Origin of the sequence: Roseomonas aerilata DSM 19363 (genome assembly GCF_000711725.1) — a bacterium.
In the GTDB taxonomy this organism is placed as follows: domain Bacteria; phylum Pseudomonadota; class Alphaproteobacteria; order Acetobacterales; family Acetobacteraceae; genus Roseomonas; species Roseomonas aerilata.
Window position 1 is genome coordinate 219,789 of record NZ_JONP01000006.1, and the last position, 21,008, is coordinate 240,796.

Annotated in this window: 20 protein-coding genes, 1 pseudogene and 1 riboswitch; of the genes and pseudogenes, 13 read left to right on the plus strand and 8 right to left on the minus strand. The window is 72.7% G+C overall.

Annotated features, from left to right (window positions below; genetic code table 11):
• Nucleotides 1–77: 77 nt before the first annotated feature.
• A riboswitch (TPP riboswitch) is annotated at nucleotides 78–205 on the minus strand.
• Between the two features lie 55 nt (nucleotides 206–260).
• From BO39_RS32510 to BO39_RS09395, 3 genes are read right to left on the minus strand one after another with little or no spacing between them, the layout of a single operon-like run.
• Nucleotides 261–416 (minus strand): hypothetical protein, encoded by a 156-nt coding sequence (locus tag BO39_RS32510; RefSeq protein ID WP_156963602.1) that lies wholly within the window; start codon nucleotides 414–416, stop codon nucleotides 261–263.
• 53 nt (nucleotides 417–469) lie between these two features.
• Nucleotides 470–1,165 (minus strand): SDR family NAD(P)-dependent oxidoreductase, encoded by a 696-nt coding sequence (locus tag BO39_RS09390; protein WP_043832281.1) that lies wholly within the window; start codon nucleotides 1,163–1,165, stop codon nucleotides 470–472.
• A complete protein-coding gene (locus BO39_RS09395) occupies nucleotides 1,162–1,914 on the minus strand; it encodes an SDR family NAD(P)-dependent oxidoreductase (RefSeq protein ID WP_052401853.1) in 753 nt (250 codons plus the stop codon). Before BO39_RS09395 ends, BO39_RS09390 begins: the two co-directional genes overlap by 4 nt.
• A 74-nt stretch (nucleotides 1,915–1,988) precedes the next feature.
• On the opposite strand from BO39_RS09395, the gene BO39_RS09400 reads away from it, so the two are divergent.
• From BO39_RS09400 to BO39_RS09440, 9 genes and pseudogenes are all read left to right on the plus strand, one after another.
• On the plus strand, nucleotides 1,989–2,468 hold the full coding sequence (locus BO39_RS09400) for a nucleoside deaminase (RefSeq protein ID WP_052401854.1): 480 nt from the start codon (nucleotides 1,989–1,991) through the stop codon (nucleotides 2,466–2,468).
• Nucleotides 2,469–2,517: 49 nt separating this feature from the next.
• Nucleotides 2,518–3,294, plus strand: a complete 777-nt coding sequence (locus tag BO39_RS09405; protein ID WP_043832283.1) for an SDR family oxidoreductase — start codon at nucleotides 2,518–2,520, stop codon at nucleotides 3,292–3,294.
• The gene (folB, locus tag BO39_RS09410; RefSeq protein ID WP_043832285.1) at nucleotides 3,291–3,686 is read left to right on the plus strand and encodes a dihydroneopterin aldolase; all 396 of its coding nucleotides are present in this window, start codon (nucleotides 3,291–3,293) and stop codon (nucleotides 3,684–3,686) included. Before BO39_RS09405 ends, folB begins: the two co-directional genes overlap by 4 nt.
• Before the next feature lie 324 nt (nucleotides 3,687–4,010).
• Nucleotides 4,011–6,110, plus strand: a pseudogene (uvrC, locus tag BO39_RS29780) (excinuclease ABC subunit UvrC); the annotation flags it as partial.
• 234 nt (nucleotides 6,111–6,344) lie between these two features.
• The gene (pgsA, locus tag BO39_RS09420; protein WP_043832287.1) at nucleotides 6,345–6,965 is read left to right on the plus strand and encodes a CDP-diacylglycerol--glycerol-3-phosphate 3-phosphatidyltransferase; all 621 of its coding nucleotides are present in this window, start codon (nucleotides 6,345–6,347) and stop codon (nucleotides 6,963–6,965) included.
• Between the two features lie 117 nt (nucleotides 6,966–7,082).
• Nucleotides 7,083–7,784 carry a hypothetical protein gene (locus BO39_RS09425; protein ID WP_043832289.1) on the plus strand — a complete coding sequence of 234 codons (702 nt, stop codon included), beginning with the start codon at nucleotides 7,083–7,085 and terminating at the stop codon, nucleotides 7,782–7,784.
• Entirely contained in the window at nucleotides 7,784–8,035 is a 252-nt protein-coding gene (moaD, locus tag BO39_RS09430; protein ID WP_043832291.1) for a molybdopterin converting factor subunit 1, read from the plus strand. The genes BO39_RS09425 and moaD overlap by 1 nt, the downstream gene beginning before the upstream one ends.
• Complete coding sequence (locus tag BO39_RS09435; protein WP_043832293.1) at nucleotides 8,032–8,487, plus strand: molybdenum cofactor biosynthesis protein MoaE; 456 nt, start codon at nucleotides 8,032–8,034, stop codon at nucleotides 8,485–8,487. The genes moaD and BO39_RS09435 overlap by 4 nt, the downstream gene beginning before the upstream one ends.
• Complete coding sequence (locus BO39_RS09440) at nucleotides 8,484–9,917, plus strand: hypothetical protein (protein ID WP_211257409.1); 1,434 nt, start codon at nucleotides 8,484–8,486, stop codon at nucleotides 9,915–9,917. The genes BO39_RS09435 and BO39_RS09440 overlap by 4 nt, the downstream gene beginning before the upstream one ends.
• On the opposite strand, the gene BO39_RS29785 is transcribed toward BO39_RS09440, so the two are convergent.
• The 3 genes from BO39_RS29785 to BO39_RS09455 form a co-directional block, all read right to left on the minus strand.
• Nucleotides 9,841–10,572, minus strand: coding sequence for a lysozyme family protein (locus BO39_RS29785; protein ID WP_052401855.1), 732 nt, complete (start codon nucleotides 10,570–10,572; stop codon nucleotides 9,841–9,843). The genes BO39_RS09440 and BO39_RS29785 overlap by 77 nt on opposite strands.
• Nucleotides 10,573–10,617: 45 nt before the next feature.
• Nucleotides 10,618–11,055 carry a low affinity iron permease family protein gene (locus BO39_RS09450; protein WP_043832295.1) on the minus strand — a complete coding sequence of 146 codons (438 nt, stop codon included), beginning with the start codon at nucleotides 11,053–11,055 and terminating at the stop codon, nucleotides 10,618–10,620.
• Between the two features lie 125 nt (nucleotides 11,056–11,180).
• Nucleotides 11,181–13,988, minus strand: a complete 2,808-nt coding sequence (locus tag BO39_RS09455) for a hybrid sensor histidine kinase/response regulator (protein ID WP_084697982.1) — start codon at nucleotides 13,986–13,988, stop codon at nucleotides 11,181–11,183.
• A 268-nt stretch (nucleotides 13,989–14,256) separates the two neighbouring features.
• On the opposite strand from BO39_RS09455, the gene BO39_RS09460 reads away from it, so the two are divergent.
• Entirely contained in the window at nucleotides 14,257–14,727 is a 471-nt protein-coding gene (locus BO39_RS09460; protein ID WP_043832297.1) for a hypothetical protein, read from the plus strand.
• 28 nt (nucleotides 14,728–14,755) lie between these two features.
• Here BO39_RS09460 and BO39_RS09465 read toward each other — a convergent pair whose 3' ends face one another.
• Entirely contained in the window at nucleotides 14,756–15,172 is a 417-nt protein-coding gene (locus BO39_RS09465) for a PaaI family thioesterase (RefSeq protein WP_043832298.1), read from the minus strand.
• Nucleotides 15,169–17,250, minus strand: coding sequence for a 3-hydroxyacyl-CoA dehydrogenase NAD-binding domain-containing protein (locus BO39_RS09470; protein WP_043832299.1), 2,082 nt, complete (start codon nucleotides 17,248–17,250; stop codon nucleotides 15,169–15,171). Before BO39_RS09470 ends, BO39_RS09465 begins: the two co-directional genes overlap by 4 nt.
• Before the next feature lie 299 nt (nucleotides 17,251–17,549).
• Here BO39_RS09470 and BO39_RS09475 point away from each other — a divergent pair, with 299 nt between their 5' ends.
• From BO39_RS09475 to BO39_RS09485, 3 genes are all read left to right on the plus strand, one after another.
• On the plus strand, nucleotides 17,550–18,323 hold the full coding sequence (locus tag BO39_RS09475; RefSeq protein WP_043832459.1) for a heme ABC transporter permease: 774 nt from the start codon (nucleotides 17,550–17,552) through the stop codon (nucleotides 18,321–18,323).
• A 153-nt stretch (nucleotides 18,324–18,476) separates the two neighbouring features.
• A complete protein-coding gene (ccmE, locus tag BO39_RS09480; RefSeq protein ID WP_052401856.1) occupies nucleotides 18,477–19,043 on the plus strand; it encodes a cytochrome c maturation protein CcmE in 567 nt (188 codons plus the stop codon).
• Complete coding sequence (locus tag BO39_RS09485; protein ID WP_043832300.1) at nucleotides 19,040–21,004, plus strand: heme lyase CcmF/NrfE family subunit; 1,965 nt, start codon at nucleotides 19,040–19,042, stop codon at nucleotides 21,002–21,004. The genes ccmE and BO39_RS09485 overlap by 4 nt, the downstream gene beginning before the upstream one ends.
• Nucleotides 21,005–21,008: the final 4 nt, after the last annotated feature.

Sequence of the window (21,008 nt, forward strand, 5' to 3'; positions counted from 1 at the left end):
GCCTTCGCGACGGACCCAGCGCTGGACTGCAAAGATGGAAGGATGCCCCACGACGCGCGTGACTCCCCGGAAGGGGAATGAGGGCAGCCGCACCGTCCCTACGCCAGCATGAACTGGATCAGGTTCATCGGGTCACGGCGCTGCCCCAGAAACCTGGATGCCAGCCGTATCTCAGCCCCTCGACGGGACCCCCCGGGTGAGGCGCCCAGCCTCGGCCCAGGAGACGCGCATTGTCAACGGCCAGTGGGAGGCGATCAGTGTCAGAGCGAGGTGTCGATCAAGCCAAGGATCAACACGATGACGGCAGCGAAGGCACCTGCGACAAAGCCGGCGGGCGCTCCCAACCCACGCCGGCGGGAGCCGATCCAGCCCCCGGCAAGTCCGAAGGCAAGAATTGGGGCGACGATCCCCAGCATCGCGCCGGACTGTGTCCAGTCCGCCGGCACACGCCCAAAGTGATGGATGCTGCTCAGAGTCCCGCGCCGCCGTCCAGCGCGATGGCCTGCCCTGTGACGTTCCTCGCGGCGGGGGAGAGGAGATAGGCGGCCATCTCCGCCACCTCCTCCGCCGCCGTGATGCGGCGGGTGGGGGTACCGGCGGCGGCCTGCTCGGCGGTCATGCCGAGTTCGCCCCAGCGCGCGCGCGCCATATCGGTATCCACCCAGCCCGGGCAGAGGGCGTTCACCGTGATGCCGCGCGGCGCCAGCCGCAGCGCGAGCGCCTTCATCAGCCCGATCACCCCGTGCTTGGCGGCGGAATAGGCCACCTGGTCCGGGACCGCGCGCAGGCCGAGCACGGAGGAGAGGAACACGATCCGCCCCTCCCCGTCCGGCAGCATCGGAGCCGCGGCCTCGGCGCAGCGCCACGCGCCGTCGAGGTTGGAGGAGACAATCCGCCGCCAGTGCTCCTCGTCCGGTGCGGGCGGGTCGCCCCCGGCAGCACCGGCCGCCAGGATCACGGCGCCGAGCGGCCCGGCGGCCGCGAAGGCGTCCCGCACGGAAGCCGGATCGGTCACGTCGCAGGGAAGATAGCGGACGCCCTCGGGCAGCGGCCCCTCGGCGGGGCGGCGGGCGGCGGCGATGACGCTCTCGCCGCGGGAGGCGAGCAGCCGCGCGCAGGCGAGGCCGATCCCCCGCGTGCCGCCGGTGACGAGGACGGCGCTCATGCCGCGGTCGTCCCGCCATCCACGGGCATGACGATCCCAGTGACGAAGCTCGCATGGTCGGACAGCAGGAAAGCGACCACCGCCGCGATCTCCCGCGGGTGGGCGAAGCGGCGCTGCGGCACGGCTTCGGTATAGACGGCATCGCTGGCTGGGCCGGACCGGTTGCGGGCAGCAAGGTCGGCGATCACCGCCCGCAGCATCGGCGTGTCCGTGCTGCCGGGCGCGATAGCGTTGAAGCGCACGCCCTGCGTCGCGAAGTCGAGGGCCGCCGAGCGCGTCATCTGCGCCAGCGCCGCCTTGGAGGCGCCATAGGCCGCCGAGGCCGGCTTGCCGATCAGCGCCTGGTCGGAGGCGATGTTCACCACCGCGCCGCCCCCCTTCAGCAGGTGCGGCAGCGCCGCCTGCATCACCGCGAAGGGCGCCAGCCAGTTCACCCGCATGATCCGCTCCGCCTCCGCGAGCGGGGTGTCGATGAGGGTGCCGATCATCGTGTCGCCGGCATTGTTCACCAGCAGGTCCAACCCGCCCATCCGCGCCGCGGCGGCCTCCACCGCGGGGGCGATGGATGCGATGTCGTGCAGGTCGTGCTCGGGCCGGTCCAGCCCCTCAACTACGACGCCCGAGGCCTCCAGCGCGGCGACGATGGCGCGGCCGATGCCGCCCCGGTGCCCGGTGACGAGGGCGCGCTTGCCGGCGAGCCCCGTCTGGTGGAGGTCGTGCATGGGATCGGGGGAGGCGCTCTTTTCCATGCCGGTTCGATGGCACCGCATCCCCACCGGGGCAAGGGTGTTTCCCCGCCAGCGAGAGGCCAGGAGAGGGCGGCATGGACGACGAGCGGGACCAAACCCTCATGCGCCGGGCACTGGCCCAGGCCGAGGCCGCCTTGACGAAGAGGCAGGCGCCCTTCGGCGCCGTGGTGGTCGATAGGTCCGGCGAGGTGCTGGGCGAGGGGCACAACACGGTCCGGGCCGACCGCGACCCCTCCGCCCACGGGGAGGTGGTGGCCATCCGCGCCGCGCTCCGCCGGCTGGAGAGCGGCAGGCTGCCGCCCGGAACAACGCTCTACACGAGCTGCGAGCCCTGCCTCATGTGCGCGGTGGTCATCGCGCAGCTCGGCATCGGCCGGGTGGTCTATGCCGCGCGCGGGACGGATGTACCGGGGGCGAAGCGCCTGCTGGACGCCGACCTCTCCCAGGCCGCGCCCTGGGTGAACGCGGAGCCGGGCTGGACCCCGATCGAGCTGCGCGGCGACCTCCTGCGGGAGGAGGCGCTGCGGAGCCTGGCCGCCTTCGACTGGGGATAGGGCGCCCCCTCTCGCGCGCGCGGCGTTCCGGCCCCATCTTGGGCGCCTCATGGCCATCCCCCCCAGCATCCCCCGCGCGGCCCTCGTCACCGGGGGGGCGAAGCGGATCGGTCGCGCGATCGCCCTCGCCCTCGCCGAGGCCGGCTTCGACGTGGCGATCCACCACGGAAACAGCCTGGCCGAGGCCGAGGAGACGGCGGACGCCGTTCGCGCGCTCGGCCGCCGCGCCGTGACGCTGCGGGCTGACCTGGGGCGGGAGGCCGAGGTCGAATCGCTCGTCCCTGACGCCACCGCCGGCCTGGGCCCCATCGGGGTGCTCGTGAACAACGCCTCGCGCTTCGAGCGGGACGAGTGGGACACTGCCACCCGCGGGAGTTGGGACGCGCATCTCGAGCCCAACCTGCGCGCGCCCTTCGTGCTGACCCAGGCCATGGCCCTCGCCTTGCCCGAGGGCGCGGAGGGAGCCGTGGTGAACATGCTCGACCAGCGCGTGCTCTCCCTTACGCCCCATTTCGTAAGCTACACCGTCTCCAAGGCCGCGCTCTGGGCGCTGACGCAGTCGATGGCGCTCGCGCTCGCGCCGCGCGTGCGGGTGAACGGCATCGGGCCGGGCCCAACCATCGCCAGCAGCCGGCAGACGCCGGAGCAGTTCCAGGCGCAGTGCGAGAGCACGCCGCTGCAGCGCGGTTCGAGCCCCGAGGAAATGGGACAGGCGGTGATCGCCCTCCTTTCCCTCACCTCCATGACGGGGGGGATGATCGCCCTCGACGGCGGGCAGCACTTGCAATGGTCGCCGGCCCGTTCGACCGAGGGGATCGAGGAATGATTTCTTATATCCCCGATGCAAACGCCCGGCTGCGTCGCGTCTTCGTGCGGGAACTGACCGTCCAGGCGCGGCTCGGCGTCTATCCGCGGGAGGAGGCGGCGCCCCAGCGAGTGGTCATCGGGATCGAGCTTCTGGTTGCTGACGACGCCGCGCCGGCGGGCATCGGGCCCGACCGGCTGGAGCGCGTGGTGGACTACGCGGCCGTTACGGAGCGCGCCCGCGCCGTGGCGACAACCGGCCACACGCGGCTCGCGGAGACCCTTGCGGAGCGGATCGCGATGGCTTGCCTGGAGGACACGCGGGTGGAATCCGCTCGCGTGACGGTGGAGAAGCCGGACATCCTGCCCCATGTCGGGGCGGTGGGCGTGAGCGTTGAGCGGCGCCGGGCCTGACCCCCTCGCCGGGCGTTTCATCACCATCTTGTCAACGCCCTCCTCGCGATTTGAGAAAAATAATCCCCCGCCGACGAGAACAGGACGCGCCTCTGGCTTACCGGCGACCGAAGGCTAATGTGAACGAAGCATGAATTCGCGAGATGATGGTAAATCACTACAGAACAAGCACTTAGCCTACTGCCCAAGAAATAGGCAGGCGCGTTGCGAGCCTTTGTGGACGGGGCTTCGACGCATTGTCGGGCGCATCTCTCCACAAGCTTATCCACAGCTTCGGGGGACAACCGGCGGACACGCCGTGGAAACCCAACGGAAACAAGCCTGATGGCCTTCTCCAACGAGCAGACCACCCCCCTCGCCCCCATGGAGGGGCGCGCGGTGATCGAGACGGCGCTCGCGACCCTCCCCTTCTCGCCGGGTGTCTACCGGATGCTCGATGCGAAGGGGGACGCCCTCTATGTCGGGAAGGCGCGCAGCCTGAAGAAGCGCGTCTACGCCTATACCCAGGTCCATAAGCTGCCGGACCGGCTCAAGCGCATGGTCTTCGAGACCCGGCACCTGGAGGTGATCACCACCGCCTCCGAGGCCGAGGCGCTGCTGCTGGAGGCCAACCTGATCAAGCGGCTGCGGCCGCGCTACAACATCGTCCTGCGCGACGACAAGTCGTACCCGTGGCTGGTGATCACGGAAGATCATCCTTATCCGCAGATCACGAAGCACCGCGGCGAGCGTCGCAAGGGCGCCTCCTACTGGGGGCCCTTCGCCAGCGCCTGGGCGGTGAACCAGACCCTCACCGCCCTTCAGCGCGTCTTCCTGCTGCGCTCCTGCCGGGACACGGTGTTCGACAGCCGCTCCCGCCCCTGCCTGCTCCACCAGATCCGCCGCTGCTCCGCTCCCTGCGTCGAGCGCGTCTCGAAGGAGGAGTATGGGGAGCTGGTGCGGGAGGCCGTGCAGTTCCTCTCGGGCGAGACGCCCTCCATCCAGAAGCGCCTGGCGAAGGAGATGGAGGAGGCGGCCGAGCGGCTTGAGTTCGAGCGCGCGGCGGCCATCCGGGACCGCATCCGGGGCCTGACCCATGTCCAGGGGCGCGACCGCATCAACATGGAGAACGTGGGCGACGCCGACGTCGTCGCGCTGCACATGGCCGCCGGCCAGGCCTGCGTGCAGGTCTTCTTCTTCCGCGGCGGGCGCAACAATGGCAACCGGCCCTTCTTCCTCTCGGGGATGCGGGCGGATGCGGAGCCGGCGGAGGTGATCACGGCCTTCCTCGGCCAGCTCTACGACGACCTGCCGCCGCCGCCGCTCGTCCTCGTCTCCCACGAGTTGCCCGAGGCAGCGCTGATCGCCGAGGCCCTGGCCCTGCGCTCGGACCGAAAGGTCGAAGTCCACCACCCCAAGCGCGGCGACAAGCGCTCGGCGGTGGAGCACGCCCAGACGAACGCGCGGGAAGCCCTGGAGCGCAAGCTGGCCGAGGGCGCGGCCCAGGGCGAGCTGCTGGAGGGGGTGGCGAAGGTCTTCGACCTGCCCTCCACGCCCGAGCGGATCGAGATCTACGACAACAGCCACATTCAGGGCACGAACGCCTATGGCGTGATGGTCGTGGCGGGACCGGCGGGCTTCCTGAAGAACGCTTACCGCAAGTTCTCCATCCGCGGCGAAGGCGCCGGGGCGCCCAAAGCCAAGCGCGGCAAGGCAGAGGGCGCGGACCGAGGGCCCGCGCCCGCCGACGCCTCTGGCGTGGAGCCGCTTGCCGGGGAGGATGTGGAGGTGCTGGCGCATGACGCCGCGGGCCGCGCCGGGCCCGCCACGACAGACCCCGCCCGCCTGGCGGGTGCTCCCCGCGGCGGAGGAGCTGGCGCTCCCCGCGGCGGAGGAGCTGGCGCTCCCCGCGGGGGGGACGACTTCGCGATGATGCGGGAGGTCTTCGAGCGCCGCTTCGGCCGCGCCCTGAAGGAGGACCCGGAGCGCGAGAGCGGCACCTGGCCGGACCTGGTGCTGATCGACGGCGGCATCGGCCAGCTCAGCGCCGCCCGCGACATCCTGACCGAGATGGGGGTGCACGACATCCCGCTCGTCGCTGTCGCCAAGGGGCCGGACCGGGATGCCGGGCGGGAATGGTTCCACCGCACGGGGGCGGAGCCCATCCAGCTCCCCCCGCGCGACCCCGTCCTCTACTACCTTCAGCGCCTGCGGGACGAGGCGCACCGCTTCGCCATCACCACCCACCGGGCCGGCCGGTCCAAGTCCCTCATCAAGAGCGAGCTGGACGAGATCCCGGGCGTCGGCACCGCCATCAAGCGGGCGCTGCTGAACCATTTCGGCTCCGCGCGGGGCGTCCGGAACGCGGCGCTGGAAGATCTGCAGAACAGCCCGGGGATCGGCCCGGCGGTGGCGAAGCGGATCTACGAGCACTTCCACCCCGGCACCACCGGCCCGGTGGAGGCGCCGAAGCCGCGCGGGCGGGCGAGGAAGGCCGCGTCCGTGGCGGTCCTCGCCGAGGCGCCGGAAGCGGCCCCAAGGGACGGCGTGGCGGAGGATGGGGCGGAGCCGCCCCCTCCCCCGGCATCGGACGCGCTGGGGCACGAGGCGGAAGGATGAGTCCGCCCCGCGTTCCCCGCGGCGCCTTTCTGGGCTAGGGGTGCCGGCAAGGAGTCGCGTATGCCCACCGACCTGCCGAACCTGCTGACGCTGTCCCGCATCGCGGCCATCCCGCTTCTGGTGGCATTGATGTTCCTGGGTACCCCGCTCGGCGACATCCTCTCCTGCGCCGTCTTCTCGGCCGCGGCCGTGACCGACTATTTCGACGGCAAGATCGCGCGGGAGAGGAAGACCTTCAGCGCCTTCGGCCGCATGCTGGACCCCATCGCGGACAAGCTGCTGGTGGGCGCGGCGCTGATGCTGCTGGCGGGGCTCGGCCGCCTCTCGCTGCTGGGGCTGCTGCCCGCCATCGTCATCATGCTGCGCGAGATCCTCGTCTCCGGCCTTCGGGAATACCTCGCGGGGCTGCGGGTCGGACTGCCGGTCACGCGGCTGGCGAAGTGGAAGACCGGGTTCCAGATGGGCTCCATCGGCACCATCGTGGCGGGGGACAGCGGCGCCTCGGCCATCGGCCTTGGCTTCCTGCCGGTCTCCTGGCTGGGTGAGGCGGGGCTCTGGGTCGCGGCCGGGCTCACGCTCTGGACGGGGTGGGACTACATGACCGCCGGCATGCGCCACGCGGCCGCCGAGGACCTGGCCCAGGCCACCAGGGGCGCGCGGCCCGGTGGAACCACTCGGTAACATTGGGGCGGGTGGCGGGGAGTCGCCGTGGCGCGCATCCTGCCTGGCAAGCCCACACTATACTCGTTGCGAATCAGGACGGCCCGGGACGCCGGGCGGATCGGAAGAGGATCTAGGATGCATCGCCACCGCCCGACGGCCGCTGGGCCCTTCCGCCGCGCCGGCCTGCCGCTGGCGCTCCTGCCTGCGCTCGTCCTGGCGGCCTGCGCGCCCGAGATCGACTGGGCGCCCTTCGGCCGCACCGACCCGATCGGCGCGCCGGACAGCCTGACGGTGCGCCGCGTGATGGGCGCGCCCGAGAGCGTGCCACCGCTGCTGGCCGAGGGCGGCGATGTCTGGCCGGCGCAGGAGGCGCCGCGCGCCACCCTGCAGAACCCCGACGCGGTCTCTGACCAGGGCCAGCAGCCCTCCCCCATCCTGGAACGGGCACGCGAGCGCGGGGCACCCCCGTCGCCGCCGCGCCTGCAGAGCGAGCAGCCCGGCAACGGCGCCCCCCCTGAAGCCGCGCCAAACCCGCGCGCACCGGCGCCGGGCACCCGCCGCCGCGGCAGCTCGGCCGAGGCGCTGCCGCCGCTCGACCCCGTGCCCGTGCCTCGCGAGGGCGTGCCGCGCGGCGAGCCGCCGACTCCGCCCGCGCGCTTCGGCGGCAACCGCATCGTGCCGGTGCCGGGTGGCCCGCCCGCCACCATCACCGGGCCGACGGGCGGGATCACGACCTACACGCAGCCGGGCGGCGGCAGCGGCACGGCCATCCAGCAGCCCGGCTCCACCACCCTGTTCGGGCCCACGGGCGGCGTGCAGGTGGTGCCGACGCCCTGATGCGCGTCCTCTACTTCGCCTGGCTGCGCCAGCGGGCCGGCATCGGGGAGGAGGAGGTCTCCCCCCCGGCCGAGGTCACCGATGTCGGCGGGCTGATGCGCTGGCTCGCCGCCCGGTCCGCCGGGCACGCCTCCGCCTTCGCGGACCCGGCGCAGGTGCGCTGCGCCGTTAACCAGGAGTTCTGCGGCCCCGACCACCCGGTTTCTGCCGGCGACGAGGTGGCGTTCTTCCCGCCGGTGACGGGGGGATGACCGTGGAGCCCACCATTCGCGTGCAGGAAGCCAGCTTCGACCTCGCGGGGGAGACGGCGGCGCTCTCGGCCGGGCGCACCGATGTCGGGGGAATCGCGAGCTTCGTCGGCCTCTGCCGGGCCGATGACGGGTTGCAGGCCCTGATCCTGGAGCACTATCCGGGCATGACCGAGCGCGCCATCGCGGGGATCGCGGCCCAGGCGGCGGCGCGCTGGCCGCTCACGGGCTGCACCGTGATCCATCGCGTCGGCCGTATCCTGCCCGGCGAGGGCATCGTGCTCGTGCTCGCCGCCAGCCGCCACCGGACGGCGGCGCTGGAGGCCTGCGCCTTCCTCATCGACTGGCTGAAGACCGGCGCCCCCTTCTGGAAGCGCGAGGAATTCGCCGACGGCGCCGAGCGCTGGGTGGCGTCCCGGCAGGAGGACGAGGCGCGCGCCAAGGGCTGGGGGTGAGAAGCCTCGGCGCGCTCCTTCTCGGCGGGCTGATGCTCGTCTGGCCGGCCTTCCTCAACGGCTACCCGCTCGTGTTCAGCGACAGCGGGGCATTCCTCCACCAGACGCTCGGGCCGCTGATGATCTGGGACAAGCCCTGGATCTACGGGCCGCTTATCCTGCCGCTGCACCTGCACCGGAACCTCTGGCCGGTGCCGATCGCCCAGGGGCTGGTGCTGTCCCACCTCCTCTGGCTGCTCGCGCGCACCTTTGGCGGCGGGGCCTGGCCGGGGCGGCACCTGCTGCTCTGCGCCACTCTCGCTGCGCTGACGGCGGCGCCCTTCACCGCGGCCATGGTGATGCCGGACGTGATGACGCCGGTGGTGGTGCTCTCCGCCCTGCTGCTCGGCTTCGGGCGGGCCGCACTCTCGCGCGGGGAGACCGCCTGGCTCTCGGTGCTGGCGGCGCTCGGCGCGGCGGCACATCTCTCGAACCTGCCGGTGCTCGGCGCGCTGGTGGTGGTCTCGCTGCTGGCGGGGTGGCGGGCGGCGAGGCGCGTCGCGCTGCCGCTGGCCGGGGCCGTCGCGCTGCTGCTGGCGACGAACCTCGTGGGGCACGGGCGGCTCTCGCTCTCGCCCCATGGGGCGACCTTCCTTCTCGCCCGGCTTGTGGCCAACGGGCCGGCGATCCGGACGGTGGAGGCAGAATGCCCGGCGGCGGGATGGTCGCTCTGCGCCTTCAAGGGCCGGCTGGAGGCTTATGGTCCCCTCGCCTGCCCGCCCGGTGCCTGCCCGCGCGACCTGCTGGCGAGCGACATCTTCCTCTGGCACCCCGAGAGCCCGGTCAACCGCGACGAGGCGGGACGGCCGCGCGACTTCGGCGGGCGGGCGCTCTCCGGGGAGGCCGGGGAGATCGTTCGGGCGACGCTGGTGCGGGAGCCCCTGGCGGTCGCGCTCGGCGCGGCGCGCGACACGCTCGCCCAGCTTCTTGCCAACCGGGTGGGAGACACGCTGGAAGGGCGGCATGTCGGCGAGGGGATGCTGCGGCGGCTCGAAGCCTTCGGCCCGGCCGAGGCGGCGCGGCTGCGGGCGGGCGCGCAGTGGCAGGACGCGCTGATGCCGATCGTCTCGCCGACCCTCTGGGTGCAGGGCCCGGTACTGATCCTGGGAGCGGCGGGCCTCCTGCTGCTGGGATGGCGCGGGAGATGGGAGCGGGCGGTGCTGGGGTTCGCGCTCGGGCTGGGCGCGGCCTTGCTCGCCAATGCCTTCGCCACGGGCGCGCTGAGCGGGCCGCACGACCGCTACGGGGCGCGGCTCGCCTGGGTTCTGGTGGCGGGAGCCGTCGTCCTCGCCCTTCGTGCGTCGGCCGAGGCGATCAGCGCCGCAGGCAGGCCATCCGCGGCCGCGGGTTCCGGGGAAGCGGCACCGGCCGGTTCACCCCGGGCCGCATGAAGCGCCGCGCCTCCGCCGCACCGCCGATGAGCAGCGCCGGCTGCAATCCCTGCGCGCAGAGCCCGGCGAGACCGCGCATGGTCGGCAGAGGCACCGCGCCGCCGCGCGTCCAGGCCGCGCCGAGGCGTGCCAGGGCCACGCGGCGGTTATAGGCGGCGCCGCGCTCGGGCTCCCCGGAGTGATAGCGGCCGATCGCCTCTCCCCAATCGGGTGAACCCGCGCGCAGGCGCTTGAGGAAGCGGGCGGCGTAGCGCGCGTTGGTCGGCGGGTCGAAGGCGGCCTCGAGGTTCGGGAAGGCGTCCGGGTGGTGCAGGAGGTTCACCTGCATGCAGCCGACATCGATCGAGCGCACCCCGCGCGCCTGCATGGCCGCGACGGCCGCGACGGCGGCCGCCTTGCTCGGCGCGCTGCCAGTCTCGCCCTCGGCGTTCCAGCTCCAGGGCCAGGGCTCCGGCCGGCCGGAAGGGGAGGCGCGCCCGGCCTCGACCAGCGCGATGGCGCCGAGGAGGCCGGCGGGAATGCCCGATCCGGGCTCCACGGCGGCGATGGCGCGCCGGCAGACGGACCAGTCGTCACCCTCCTGGGCGCGTGCGACCGCAGGGATTGCGGCCGCGAGGATGGCCAGGAGGGCGAGGATCGGGCGCGCGCGGGGCATGCGGGCAGGTCGCGCGCCCCGGCGCGCGCGGTCAAGCACGGGGTCTTACTCGGTGGCGGCCTCGGCGGCCTCGGCGGCGCGGCGGTTGGCGCGTCCACTCGCCTCCTCGGCGGCCTCGGAGGCCATGGCGAGGCGGGCGCGCTGCTCGCAGGTGGCGCGGATCTCGTCCAGTTCCTCCTCGGTCAGGTGCTCGATGCCGATGAAGGCATTGCCGGCGGCGCTGGTGCGGATCAGCTCGTCGAGCTTCGCCTGGATGGCCGCGCCGTCCCGGTTCTGGGTGTTCTGGATGAGGAAGACCATCAGGAAGGTGATGATCGTGGTGCCGGTGTTGATGACCAGCTGCCAGGTGTCGGAGAAGCCGAAGAGGGGGCCGGAGAGCGCCCAGAGGATCACCACGCCGACGGAGACGACAAAGGTGACGGGCCGCCCGGCCGCATGGGCCACGCGGCTCGCGGCCGCGTTGAACATCTTCGCGAAATGCATCCCGGGCGCCGTCCTGAAGGGGCCGGACAGACCCGGCGCACGGGGGCCGAACTGGGCACTCCCGCTCTTCCCGGGCAAGGGCCGGGCATCAACCTTTCGTTCTTTTCACCTAACGGTCACGCGTCTCAGCCCGCGAGGATCGCCCGGATGCGGTTCGCCAACGCCGCGATGCCGAAGGGCTTGGTGAGGAAGTGCATGCCGGGCTCGAGGTTCTCCCCGCCAACGACTGCGTTTTCGGCATAGCCGGTAATGAAGAGCACGTTCAGCCCGGGCCGGGTCACCCGCGCCGCATCGGCGACCTGGCGGCCGTTCATGCCGCCGGGCAGGCCCACATCCGTGATCAGCAGGTCGATCCTGGCGGGGGAGCGCAGCACCTCCAGGGCAGTGGGACCGTCGGCGGCCTCGATGGCGGTGTAGCCAAGCTCCTCCAGCACCTCGACCACCAGCATGCGGACGGTCACCTCGTCGTCCACCACCAGCACCGTCTCGCCGGTGCCGGTGCGCGACAGCTCGGCCATGCGAGCCGTGCCGCCCTCCTCCACGGCCTCGCCGAGGTGGCGCGGCAGGTACAGGCGCATGGTGGTGCCGCGCCCGACCTCCGAATGGATCGCCACATGCCCGCCGGACTGGCGAGCGAAGCCGTAGATCATCGACAGGCCGAGGCCGGTTCCCTTGCCGATGGGCTTCGTCGTGAAGAAGGGCTCGAAGGCGCGGGAGACCACTTCGGGCGCCATCCCCTGGCCAGTATCGGCGACGGAGATGGTGACATACTGGCCCGGAGCCATCCCGCGGCCGCGCGCCGTGCGCTCGTCGACCTGGGCATTCGCCGTCTCGATGGTCAGGCGCCCGCCTTCGGGCATGGCGTCGCGCGCGTTGATGCAGAGGTTGAGCAGCGCATTCTCGAGCTGGTTGGCGTCGCAGAGCGTGGGCCAGAGGCCGGCGTCGAGCAGTGTCCGCACCTCGATCCCCGGCCCCATCGTGCGGTTGACGAGATCCTCGATCTCCCGGATGCGGCTGTTGGGCTGGGTGGGGCGCGGGTCGAGCGTCTGCTGGCGGGAGAAGGCAAGCAGGCGATGGGTGAGCGCCGCAGCCCGGCTGGCCGCACCCTCCGCCGCCACGAGGTAGCGCTCCACCTCGGACAGCCGGCCCTGGGCGATGCGGGTTCGCGTCATCTGCAGGCTGCCGACGATGCCCGCGAGAAGGTTGTTGAAGTCGTGCGCGATGCCGCCGGTGAGCTGGCCCACGGCCTCCATCTTCTGGGCCTGGCGGAGCGCGTCCTCGGCCAGACGCAAGGCCTCGGCCTGGTCACGCTCGGCGGTCACGTCGCGCCCGACCGCGCTGACGAGCCCCTCGCCGGAGGCCGCGGACCAGCTGACCCAGCGCCAGCTTCCGTTCTTGTGGCGGTAGAGGTTGTCGGCGTGCAGCAGGGCCTCGCCGCGCGCGAGGGCCTCCAGCCGCGCGGCGGCCCTGCCGAGGTGGTCGGGGTGGATGAAGTCCTGGATCTGGCGGCCGACAAGCTCGGCCTCCGACCAGCCGAGCACGGCGGTCCAAGCCGGATTCACCGCGACGATGAGGCCGTCCGGACGTGCGACCAGCATGATGTCGGCCGAGAGGCGCCAGAGGCGGTTGCGGTCGGCCGTGCGCTCGGCGACCTCCGCTTCCAGCCGCTCGTTCAGGGTGCGCAGCCGCGCCTCGGTAAGCTTCGTCTCCGTGATGTCGTAGATGACGCCGCAGAAGCGCAGCTCCGCCGTCTCGGGGTCGGAGAGGTACTCGCCGCGACGGGTCAGCCAGCGGGTCTCCCCGGTATCGGGGCGGCGGATGCGGAACTCGGCCTCGGCCAAGGTGCCGGGGGCGGGCGCGGCGCCCGCATCGATCAGCTGCGGGTCGCCGGGGTGGACGATGGCGTTGATGGTGCGCAGCGGCAGGTCGGTCGCGGGGCGCAGGCCCAGCAGGGCGCAGAACCGTTCCGAGACGGAAGCCGTGCCGTAGCCGGCCACGTACTCGAAGGTGCCGATGCCGCCCGCGGTCTGCGCGATGCGCAGGCGCTCCTGCACCCGCTTCTGCTCGCTGATGTCCACCAGCGTGCCGACGAAGCGGGCGGGCCGGTCGTCGATGCCCGCGTAGCAGCGGCCGCGCGCATGGACCCAGCGCATCGCGCCGCCCGGCAGGAGGACGCGGTACTCCTTCGAGAAGAGGTCCGCGCCGCGGAGGATGGCGCCGACGGCCAGCCGGACTCGCGGCCGGTCCTCGGGGTGGATGACGGAGAAGAAGGTGCCGGGGCCGACGCCGCGCGCCGCCTCCTCGGGCGTGAGGCCGTAGAGGCGGGCGAAGCGCGCGTCGCCGGTGATCCGGCGCGTCGCCACGTCCCAGTCCCAGGCGGCCATCAGGTCGGAGGCGAGCAGCGCCTCACGGAGTCGCTGGTTCGCCTCGCTCAGCGCTTCCTGCCCCGCGCGGAGGGCCGCCTGCAGAACCGGGACCTCCTGCGCCGGCGTGATCTCGGTCTGGGTGGCGAGGAAGAAGCGGGGCGCATCGCCTTCGCCCGGGATGGGCGTGAGGAAGACGGCGTTCCAGAAGCGGGTGCCGTCCCGGCGCGCGTTCAGGAGGCAGAGGTCGAGCGGGCGCCCCTCCCTGACCGCGAGCGACAAGGCCGCGACGGCGGCGGGATCGGTCTCGGGAACCTGGAGGAAGCGGCAATTGCGGCCCAGCGCCTCCTCCGCCGTGTAGCCCGTCAGCCGCGTGAAGGCGGGGTTCACGTAGACGACCGGATTGTCCAGCAGCTGCGGGTCGGTGACGACGACCGACATGCCCGAGCGGTCGAGCGCGGCCAGGAAGGGGCCGGCCAGCAGGCGCAGGGCGGACGGCGGCTCGCTGCCGGCCTGATGGCCGGGGACCGTGGGAGGCAGGCACTCGGTCGGCGCTGAAAGGTCGGACATCGGTCAGCGCCAGCCGGTCGCGGGCTGGTTCAAGGTGGCCTCATCATGTTGGTTGCGACCGCTTGTTGGAGGAATGGAGGGCTTCGATCGCGGGATCAAGATGACGGGTGCGGAATGATCCTGGCCGTCCTCACCATTCCGCCCGGGCATGTCGGTTGCGCAACCCCGTGGGCCTGCCGAACGATAGGCCCCGAGGAACCTCCCAGCGGCGGCGGCCGGCGCGATGCCCGGGCCTCGCCCCGGGCGGTTCGGCAGCCGAGAGGGACCCATGCACGCCAAGATCACCATCCATACCAGCCCCGACCGGCTCTTCGCCTGGCTGTCCGAGCCGGGGAATGCCCGCTTCTGGTTCGCCCATCTGCGCCACGACGCCGACCGGGTGCCGGACCCGGAGCTGAGCGCCGATGCGGGCGAGCGGGTGGTGCGCTGGACCGCGGCGCCGGCCGGGGAGATGCGGGTGACGGACCCCGCGACCCACGACGCGGGGGTCGCCGACCTCTCCCTCACCTTCGCCGAGGGCGGGCACATCGACGAGCCCCCGGCCGAGGAGATGAGCCCCAACGACGACCCGACGAATGCGGGCAACGCGCTGCGGAGCATCAAGAGCCACGTGGAGAACGCCGAGGGCGGCGATCCCGACATGCACACGCCCGGCATCGTCTCGCGCGAGGCGGCGGAGGAGGCCGACCGCGAGATCGCGGAGGATCCCGAGCACGGCGGCACGCCGCGGCGGCGCTAACCGGGCCGAGGACTGGCCCCCGGGCGGTTCAGCCCGGGGGAGCGCCCAGCAGCTTCCAGACACCGTCCCCGGCCGCCACCAGCCGGTCGCCCACGCTGACGGTGCCGCGCACGAAGGCGACGGAGCGGGCGAGGCGAAGAACCTCCCCGCGCCCTTCCAGGAACTCGCCCGGATGGGCGGCGGATAGGAACTGCGTGTTCAGCTGCATCGTCACGCCCGGCCGCTTGCCTGTCGCGCGGTAAACGGTGATGCCGAGCGTGTTGTCGAGCAGGGTGACGAGCATCCCGCCATGGACGATGCCGTGGTTGTTGGCGTGGCGCTCGTCGGCCAGCACGCCATAGGCCCAGCCGTCACCCTCGGCGCGGGACCAGCGCGGTCCGGTGAAGCCGGAGAAGCCGCTCGGGGGCCAGGGGGACCAGCCCTCGGCGGCCGGGTCGAAGCTCACGCGGCGGCCTTCTCGTCGAGGGCGGCGAAGCTGCCGCCCTCCTCCGCCAGGCGCACCAGCAGGGCGGCTGGCTGCAGGCTCTCGTCGCCGGAGGCGGCGGCGAAATCGCGGAGGCGTGCGACGATCCGCGGCAGGCCGATGCTGTCGGCGTGGAACATCGGGCCGCCGGTGCCGGCCGGCCAGCCGTAGCCGTTGAGCCAGACCGTATCGATGTCCCCGGCGCGGGCGGCGATGCCCTCCTCCAGGATACGGGCGCCCTCGTTGATCATGGGGAAGAGCAGGCGTTCGAGGATCTCGTCCTGTGGGATCGCGCGGCGGGTGACGCCCTGCTCGGCCGAGACGCGCTCGATGACCGCGCGCACCTCGGGGTCAGGCGTGCCGGTGCGGCCGTCGCCGGAGTAGTCGTAGTAGCCGCGCTTCGTCTTCTGGCCGAGGCGCCCGGCCTCCACCAGCGCGTCCGCCACCGGGGCCTTCTTGCCGGTGGCCTGGCGGATGCGCCAGCCGATGTCGAGGCCGGCGAGGTCGGACATGGCGAAGGGGCCCATGCGGAAGCCGAAGGCGTTCAGGGCGGCGTCCACCTCCTCAGGCATCGCGCCCTCGATCAGCAGGCGCTCGGCCTGGGCAGTGCGGCGGGCGAGCATGCGGTTGCCGATGAAGCCGTAGCAGACGCCGGAGACCACCGGCACCTTGGCGAGCTTGCGGCCGAGTTCCACGGCCGTCGCCAGGGCATCGGGCGAGGTCTCCTTCCCGCGCACGACCTCCAGCAGCTTCATGACGTTGGCTGGGGAGAAGAAGTGCATGCCCAGCACGTCACCGGGGCGGGCGGTGGAGGCTGCGATCTCGTCCACGTCGAGATAGGAGGTGTTGGTCGCGAGCACGGCGCCGGGCTTGGCGATCTCCTGCAGCTTGCCGAAGATCTCCTTCTTGAGGCCCATCTCCTCGAAGACGGCCTCGACCACCACATCGGCCCCGGCAGCGGCCTCCAGACCGACCTTGCCCTCGATGAGGCCCATGCGCTTGTCGCGGGCCTCCTCCGTCAGGCTGCCGCGCTTGACCGAGGTGGCGTAGTTACCCGCTACCCGCTCAAGCCCGCGCTGAAGGTTCTCCTCGCTCGTCTCAATGAGGGTCACGGGGATGCCAGCATTGGCGAAGCTCATGGCGATGCCGCCGCCCATGGTGCCGCCGCCGATCACGGCCGCCTTCGCCACCGGGCGGGGCCGGGTGCCCTTGGGCAGGCCGGGGATGCGGGCGGCGGCGCGCTCGGCGAAGAAGACGTGGCGCAGGGCCTTGCTGCGGGGGTCGTCGCGCAGGCGGAGGAAATGGGCGCGCTCGACCGACATGCCCTCGTCGAAGGGTTTGTCGAAGGTGGCGCGTACGGCGTCCACGCAGGCGGCGATGCTCGGGTTGTCCGCGCCTTTCTTGAGCATGGCGGCGGCCGCGGCCTCGAAGGCGTCCCGCTCGCCGGTGTCCTGGCGGGCGCTGGTGGGAGTGGGGCGCCCCTTGTCGGCCAGGCGCAGCGCGAGGGCCTTGGCGGCCGACAGCACGTCGTCGGCCACCTCGTCCACGATGCGCAGCGACTTCGCCTCCGTCGCGCCGACCGGGTCGCCCGCGACCATGAGCTTCAGGGCGGGCACGGCGCCGATCAGGCGCGGCAGGCGCTGGGTGCCGCCGGCGCCGGGCAGTATGCCGAGCTTCACCTCGGGCAGGCCGAGCTTCGCCGCGGGCGCCGCCACGCGGGCGTGGCAGCCGAGCGCCACTTCCAGCCCACCGCCCAGCGCCGCGCCGTTGATGGCCGCGACGACCGGCTTGAGAAGGGATTCGAGGGCCGCGATGGCCTCGGGCAGGCTCGGCGGCACGGGCGGCTTGCCCAGTTCGGAGATATCGGCGCCGGCGATGAAGGTCCGGCCCTCCGCCGCGACGACGACGGCGCGCACGGCAGGATCGGCGCCGGCAGCCTGCGCGGCGCGCAGCAGCCCGCCGCGCACGGCCGCACTGAGCGCGTTCACCGGCGGGTTGGCGATGCGGATGACGGCGACGCCGTCCTCCACCGTGCTGGTGACCGGTTCCTGCTGGGCCATCGGCCGGCTCCCTCTTCCCTATAAATATTTGTTTTCACCGCAGAAACGCGGCTGCCGCGGGGCAGGAGGAAAGAGCCGGGCGGCGCCCGCGTCAAGCGGAGGGGCGGGGCGGGCACGATCGGCAGCGATCGTGACGGCTTGTCTCAGCGCGCCCGGCGGGGCTTTCGTGCCCGGCAGCGGGCCCTATCTCTGGGGCATGGCTGCCGGGGTTCACCGGCAATTCCAGCGCGGGCCGCGACGCGCTAATATTGTGGCAGTCGTCGCCCAATGCCGGGCCAAACACGCCGGGACACCCTCCCCTGACCTCCCCCGCGCCGATACTGCACCGCTTCGCCAATCCCGGCCGTTTCCTGCGGGCGACGGCGCGGATCATGCCGTGGCTCTGGGCGCTCTCGCTCGCGGTGCTGCTGCCGGCCGCGGCCTGGGCGCTGCTCGTCTCGCCGGCGGACTGGCAGCAGGGCGAGACGGTGCGGATCATGTATGTCCACGTGCCGATGGCCTGGCTGGCCATGGCCGGGTATTCCGGCCTCGCGGTCGCCTCGATCCTGGCGCTCGTCTGGAAGCATCCGCTGGCAGATCTGGCAGCGCGGGAGCTCTCGCCGGTGGGCGCGCTGGCGACGGCGCTCTGCCTGGCCACGGGCAGCCTCTGGGGGCGGCCGATGTGGGGCACCTGGTGGGCCTGGGACGCGCGGATGACCTCGGTGCTCGTGCTGTTCTTCCTCTGGGTCGGCCACGCCGCCCTCACCCGCGCCTTCGAGGACGAGGAGCGCGGCGCGCGGGCGGGCGCGATCCTCGCCCTGGTGGGCGTGGTGAACCTGCCGATCGTGAAGTTCTCGGTGGACTGGTGGAACACGCTGCACCAGCCGGCGAGCGTGACGCGGCTGGCGGCGCCGGGGATGCATGTTTCCATGCTCGGGCCGTTGCTGGCCTGCGCGGTGGGCTTCTCCATCCTTTTCGCCACTCTCGTCCTCGCCCGCGTCCGTGCCGCGGTGATGGAGCGGCGGGTGGAGGCGCTGGAGCTGGCCCGCGCCCGCGCGGCCGACCGGGCGCCCGCCGGGGCGGTGCCGGCGTGAGCGCCCCCCCGATGAGTCGCCGCTAATGAGCCACTGGATGAGCGTCGCGGCGGCCTGGGGGCTGGCTGCGGTGGGATTCGGAGGGCTGGCGCTGGGCGCGGCCCTTCGCCACCGCGCCGCGGCCCGGCGACTGCGTGAACTGGAGCGCGCCCGATGAGCGCAACGACCACCCCTGCCCCCCGGCGCGGCCTCGGCGTCGCGGCCTCCCGCCGGCGGCGGCGGATGCTGGTGCTGCTGCTCTGCGCGCTGGGGATCGGCGCCGCGGCCGCGCTGGCGCTGACGGCCTTCCGGGACAACCTCGTCTTCTTCCGCTCCCCTTCGGATATCGTCTCCATGGCCTCTCCGGATGGGAGGGCCTTCAGGCTCGGCGGGCTGGTGGAGGCGGGGAGCGTGGTGCGGGACGGCACGGACGTGCGCTTCCGCGTGACCGATGGCGCGAATGCCGTGCCGGTCTTCTACCGCGGCGTGCTGCCCGACCTGTTCCGCGAGGGGCAGGGCGTGGTGACGCTCGGCCGGATGCGGCCGGACGGGACCTTCGCCGCCTCCGAGGTGCTGGCGCGGCACGACGAGACCTACATGCCGCCCGAGGTGATGGACGCGCTCAAGCGCAGCGGCCACTGGAACCCCGAGCAGGGCGCGGCGCCGCCGGCGGGCGAGTGGAACACGATGGCACCCGCCGGGTCGCCCAGTGGGGCGCCCGCGGGCGGGAACGGCCGATGATCCCGGAACTCGGCCATTTCGCGCTGGCGCTGGCGCTCGCGCTGTCGCTCGCCCAGGCGGTGCTGCCGCTGATCGGGGCGCAGCGTGGGGATGCGCGGCTGATGGCGGCGGGGCCGGGACTGGCGACGGGCGTGCTGCTGGCGGTGGGTTCGGCCTTTGCCGCGCTGCTCTGGTCCTTCGCGGAGAACGACACGACGGTCTCGGCCGTCGTGCAGAACAGCCACTCGGCCAAGCCGATGCTCTACAAGCTGGCGGGCGCCTGGGGGAACCACGAGGGTTCCATGGTGCTCTGGGTGCTGATCCTCGCGCTCTGCGGCGCGGCTGTCTCGGGTTTCGGGCGCGGGCTGCCGGGGGCGCTGCGGGCGCGGGTGCTGGCAGTGCTGGGGATGATCGGCACGGGGTTCCTGGCGTTCATCCTGGCGACGTCGAACCCCTTCTCGCGGGTCTGGCCGCCGCCGATGGATGGGCAGGGGCTGAACCCCGTGTTGCAGGACCCCGGCCTCGCCTTCCACCCCCCGCTTCTCTATCTCGGCTATGTCGGCACGGCCGTGACCTTCGCCTTCGCCATCGCGGCCCTCATCGAGGGCCGCGTGGACGCGGCCTGGGGGCGCTGGGTGCGGCCCTGGGCGCTGGCGTCGTGGTCCTTCCTCACGCTCGGCATCGCGCTGGGGTCCTGGTGGGCGTATTACGAGCTTGGCTGGGGCGGCTACTGGTTCTGGGACCCGGTGGAGAACGCCTCCCTCCTGCCCTGGCTCGCGGGCTGCGCGCTGCTGCACTCGGCGATCGTGGTGGAGAAGCGGGAGGCGCTGAAGACCTGGTCGGTGCTGCTGGCGATCCTCGCCTTCTCCATGTCGCTGCTGGGCACCTTCCTCGTGCGCTCGGGCGTGCTGAACTCGGTGCACGCCTTCGCCAATGACCCGGAGCGCGGCGTCTTCATCCTCGGGCTGCTGCTGCTGACGATCGGGGGCGCCTTCGCGCTCTTCGCGTGGCGGGCCCCTTCCCTCTCGCCCACCGGCCTGTTCGCGCCGATCTCGCGGGAGGGGGCGCTGGTGCTGAACAACCTGCTTCTCTGCACGATTGCGGCGGTGGTGCTGGCGGGCACGCTCTACCCGATGTTCGCGGACCTGATCCTCAAGGCGAAGATCTCGGTGGGGCCGCCCTTCTACCAGGCGACGGTGTTTCCGCTCGCTCTGCCGCTGATCCTGGCAATGGCGGCGGGGCCGCTGATGGCCTGGAAGCGCGCGCGGCCCTGGCCGGTGCTGCAGCGGCTGTGGTGGGCGGGGCTGATCGCGCTCGGCGCCATCGTGACGGTCTGGCTCGTGCAGGGGCGGCCGATCCTGCCGGCGCTCGGCTTCGGCGCGGCGGCCTGGCTCATCTTCGGGGCGCTCACGGACGTGGCGGAGCGGACTGCCCTCTTCTCCCGCCCCCGCGCCGCCTTCGCCCGCGCGCGCGGCTTGCCGCGCTCCGCCTGGGGTGGGGCCGTGGCCCATGCGGGCTTCGGCGTCACCCTGCTCGGCATGGCCGGAATGGGGCTGGCGACGGAGCGGCTGGCGGCGGTGCGTCCGGGGGAGAGTGTTTCCCTCGGCGGGTACGAGTGGAAGCTGGAGGGGGTGCGGGACGTGGTCGGGCCCAATTGGGCCGGGCGGCAGGCAACTGTGACGGTGACCCGCAATGGCGCCCCCGTGACGGTGCTGCTGCCGGAGAAGCGCAACTTCCCCCTTGCCCGACAGAGCACGACCGAGGCGGCGATCCACACCACCGTCGCCTCCGACCTCTACGCCGTGATGGGCGAGGAGGAGAACGGCACGGCGACGCTGCGCCTGCATTACAACCCGCTGGCGCCCTGGATCTGGCTCGGCGGCGCGATCATGGCGCTGGGCGGGGGGCTTTCGCTCTCCGACCGCAGGGCCCGGGTGGGCGCGCCGGCGCGGCGGGCAGCGGCAGGGGCGGCGAAGGCGTGAGCGG